4 protein-coding genes are annotated in these 3,576 nt (G+C 44.4%); all 4 read right to left on the bottom strand.

Annotation, left to right across the window (positions count from 1 at the left end):
• Window positions 1-258 (bottom strand): DUF1830 domain-containing protein (locus tag ACRC32_RS15240; protein WP_438554768.1); only part of this gene is annotated, 258 nt, incomplete at its 3' end.
• A 638-nt stretch (window positions 259-896) separates the two neighbouring features.
• Complete coding sequence (locus ACRC32_RS15235) at window positions 897-2,276, bottom strand: mercuric reductase (protein ID WP_438554767.1); 1,380 nt, start codon at window positions 2,274-2,276, stop codon at window positions 897-899.
• A gap of 102 nt (window positions 2,277-2,378) precedes the next feature.
• A complete protein-coding gene (locus ACRC32_RS15230; RefSeq protein ID WP_438554766.1) occupies window positions 2,379-2,807 on the bottom strand; it encodes an ester cyclase in 429 nt (142 codons plus the stop codon).
• A gap of 102 nt (window positions 2,808-2,909) precedes the next feature.
• A partial coding sequence (locus ACRC32_RS15225) for a zinc-dependent alcohol dehydrogenase family protein (RefSeq protein ID WP_438554765.1) occupies window positions 2,910-3,576 on the bottom strand: 667 nt, incomplete at its 5' end.

Raw genomic sequence — 3,576 nt, 5'->3', positions numbered from 1 at the left:
AATTTTATCTGATAAAACTGCACTAATCATCTCTCCTGTATGAACTTCGAGATGAGCTTCCTCTATCGCTTCAAACAAGAGAACCTGCCCTGGAAAAACAATCCGTTCAAAGTACCATTTGGGAATATTTGTAATCTTAATAACCTGGATTTGGTTAGTCTCATTAACGTAGCTGCAAAGAATTCGACTGAAATGCTGATTTTCAGCGCTAAAAGAGATCGATTTGGAGCCAAAAATACAGGTTTTTTGCTGAATCATACTGCTAATTAACTAAGCAAAATTATGGATGTTAAATTAGGTAATAAGCTGAAAATGAAAGCTTGTCATTTCCATATTACACCTGAAATACCAAATCTTTTAGTCTTAGTTTTCTGTCTATTAGCTACCTCTGATAGTGTCGTACAATCATTGGTAGTTGAAACAGTGAGGAAAACAGTTTTGTATTCTAAAAACTTAGGAGTAAGTGAATAGCTCATCCAATTAGGGTTTATCTTATGAACAAAAAGCGTTTTTGAGTAGATTTAATTGTTGATTAAATTACTACTTATGATTCAATTTAAAGATTTTTTATTTTAATTACAACAACCAATTTTTAGAAACGTGTTTGTATTATTTGTTTTTATTATCCGATCGCCAAACAATAGCAATTAATTACGAAGAAGAATTATGGCTTTAGATGTAGTCGAAGCAAATATAGCTTAATATAAAATAATTGCTCTCGATCCTTGACAACTGTTAAGGGAAGAATAGCTTGGCGCTAGAAAAACACCGTCTTCTTATCGAATGTGGTAGTCTTTCTTTGTCAGCTTTGAGTTTGAGTACGAGCAAGCCTTGCTAAAATTAGGCTTTAGCAGATAGTAATCATTCTGACGCTCTAAGCTTTCTTTTTGTATAGCTTACCCAATTTTTGCTGTGGCGCTTTGAACAGCTTCAGCTAAGGTCGGATGGATATGTACGGCATCGCGGATTGTAGTGTAGGGCGCGTCAACGTTCATTAGGTCGATTAACATATGCACCAGTTCCGCACCCTCGATCGCCATCACAGCAGCCCCAATAATCCGATCTGTGTTCCCATCCACAACCACTTTGATGAATCCGTTCGACTCTCCTATCTCGCGAGCTTTGCTGTTGTTCTCGATCTCAAATTTTGCTACCTTTACCTCCTTAAATGTGCGGCGTGCTTCGCGTTCGGTCAAGCCCACACGTCCCAGTTCTGGATCGGTAAACATAGCGTATGGTACTAGGCGATCGGTGGTGCGGGATTTATCACCAATTAACTGCGATTCTAGTATTCGGTAATCGTCCCAGGATGTGTGAGTGAACATTGGACCACCACGAATATCACCAGCCACCCAAATACCCTCCACATTGGTCGCGAGCGACTTGTTTGCCTCAATAATACCCCGCTGCGTCACCTTCACTCCCACCGTCTCAAGCCCCAGGTCGTCCGTGTTCGGTACGCGACCTGTAGCTATGAAAAGATGAGTCACTGCCAGTTCGTTTAAGTTTTCCCCTAAATTGAGAGTGAGGGTGATACTATTATCCCAACTTTGCAAACACTGCACCTGCGCGTTCAGACGAAATTCAATCCCCTCCTTCTCCAGTAATCCCTGAATGGTGAAAGCTGTATCTTCATCCTCATGACTGGCAATATGAGGACCATCCTCGATTACTGTAACTTGACTACCCATGCGCTGGTAGAATTGTGCCATCTCCAGTCCGATGTAGCCACCACCTATAATTGCCAAATGCTTTGGCAATTCAGTTTGCTCGTGCCAATTTCCCGCATGAATAATGTCAGTTTGTTTTAACCCATCGATCGCTGGAATAAAGCTACGTGTGCCAGCGTTCAACACGATCTGTCTGGTCGTCACTAATATGTCTCCCACTCGCACGCGGAAGTTTTGTCCATCACGACCATCAATGCCGGCGTGACCGCGCAACAGCTTCGGGTTGTCCGAGTTCTCAAATCTTTGTTCGAGCGTAGTGCGCGATTGCATGGCAATGCGCTTGGCTCGCCCTAACACTGCCGGAAAGTTGACCTCAACGCTGGGTATATGCAGACCGTAATCTACAGCACGGCGTGCTTGGTGTGCTACTTTAGCCGAGGCGATCGCAGCCTTTGTGGGGGTGCAACCGAAGTTTACGCAGGAACCGCCAAGATGTTTGCGCTCCACCAAGGCGACCCGTTGCCCAGCCTTTGCTAGAGCAAAGGCTAGTGGTATGCCTGCTTGCCCTGCACCGATAATAACTACGTCGTAGTTAGTCCCTTCCATATGTCCCTTCCACTACTTGACATTTTCGGTGTTTTGTGGAACAAACGGCATCGCCATAAGGCAACATGATGCTACTTTACTGCCATTGCAACGATTAAGGGGTTACTGCTTTGAAGGAATAGCACCCAGTTGTTGCAGTAAGCCAAGCAAATCTCCAGCATTTCGGGTTTCTATTAGTTGCTTATCTTCAAGGCGATAGATACTAATCCCTGTCATTGTCACCCGTTTGCCTGTTGCTGGAACCCCAACAAACTCACCAGAATGAGTAACGTTGCCTGTCCATCGCGCTACGACTTTATTCCCCTCAGCGATTAAATCATCAATGGTGAATTGAAGATCGCTAAAGGCGGTTAACAAACCTCTCAAGTCTTGCTTAGCACCTTCGGTTCCCCGTCCTGGGGGGTTGTGACCGTAGTCGATGTAGCTAGGAGCAACAATTTCGTCAATGACTTCTTCCCGCGCCTGGTTATATACTTCCTCAAAATATCGGTAGATAACAGCTTTATTGTCCTCTTGCGTAAACTCTCCCATGTTTATCCATCCTCCTTTTTCACCTTGCTGACAACTACAATGAATTTTATAGATTGTTGTGTGTGTGGCTCAGCTTGCGTTCTCTGCTATTTTTAGACAGGATCAAAAGCGAATACAGATTTTACCGAAGTGTGCACCACTTTCCATATACTTGAATGCTTCGGGTACTTCCTCAAAGGAAAACACGCGATCGACTACTGGTTTTAGCTTGTGCAGTGCAACAACGCGATTCATTGCCTCTAATGTGTCGCGACTTCCAACGTGTATTCCTTGTATTCGGACGTTCTGCTGTACAATGGGGACGATGTTGAGTTCTATGGATATGCCTGCAAGGACACCAATGAGGCTGATGTGTCCGCCAGGGCGGATAGCACGCAATGATTTTGCTAACGTGCCAGCACCACCCACTTCTACTATGTGGTCAACACCAATGCCTTCAGTAATTTCTTTTGCTTTTTCGTCCCAATTTGCTGTCATCTTATAGTTGATGCCGACTGATGCCCCCATACTGATTGCCTTAGCCAGCTTTTCGTCACTACTTGATGTCATAATTACACGCGCACCTGCAAGAATGGCAAATTGCAGGGCGAAAAGAGAAAGACCTCCTGTACCTTGCAACAGTATTGTATCTCCAGCTTTTAAGTTGCCTCGTTCAATTAGTGCGTGCCAAGCTGTAACTCCTGCACAGGGAAGTGTAGCGGCTTCCTCGTCTGTGAGATGTTCTGGTACGTGAACAACCCCATCTTCATGCAGCACTGCATATTCGACT

This window comes from Chroococcidiopsis sp., from assembly GCF_051657925.1.
Classification (GTDB): Bacteria; Cyanobacteriota; Cyanobacteriia; order Cyanobacteriales; family Chroococcidiopsidaceae; genus Chroococcidiopsis.
Note: the sequence above shows the minus strand (reverse complement) of the source record. Positions and strands in the feature narration are given on the sequence as shown.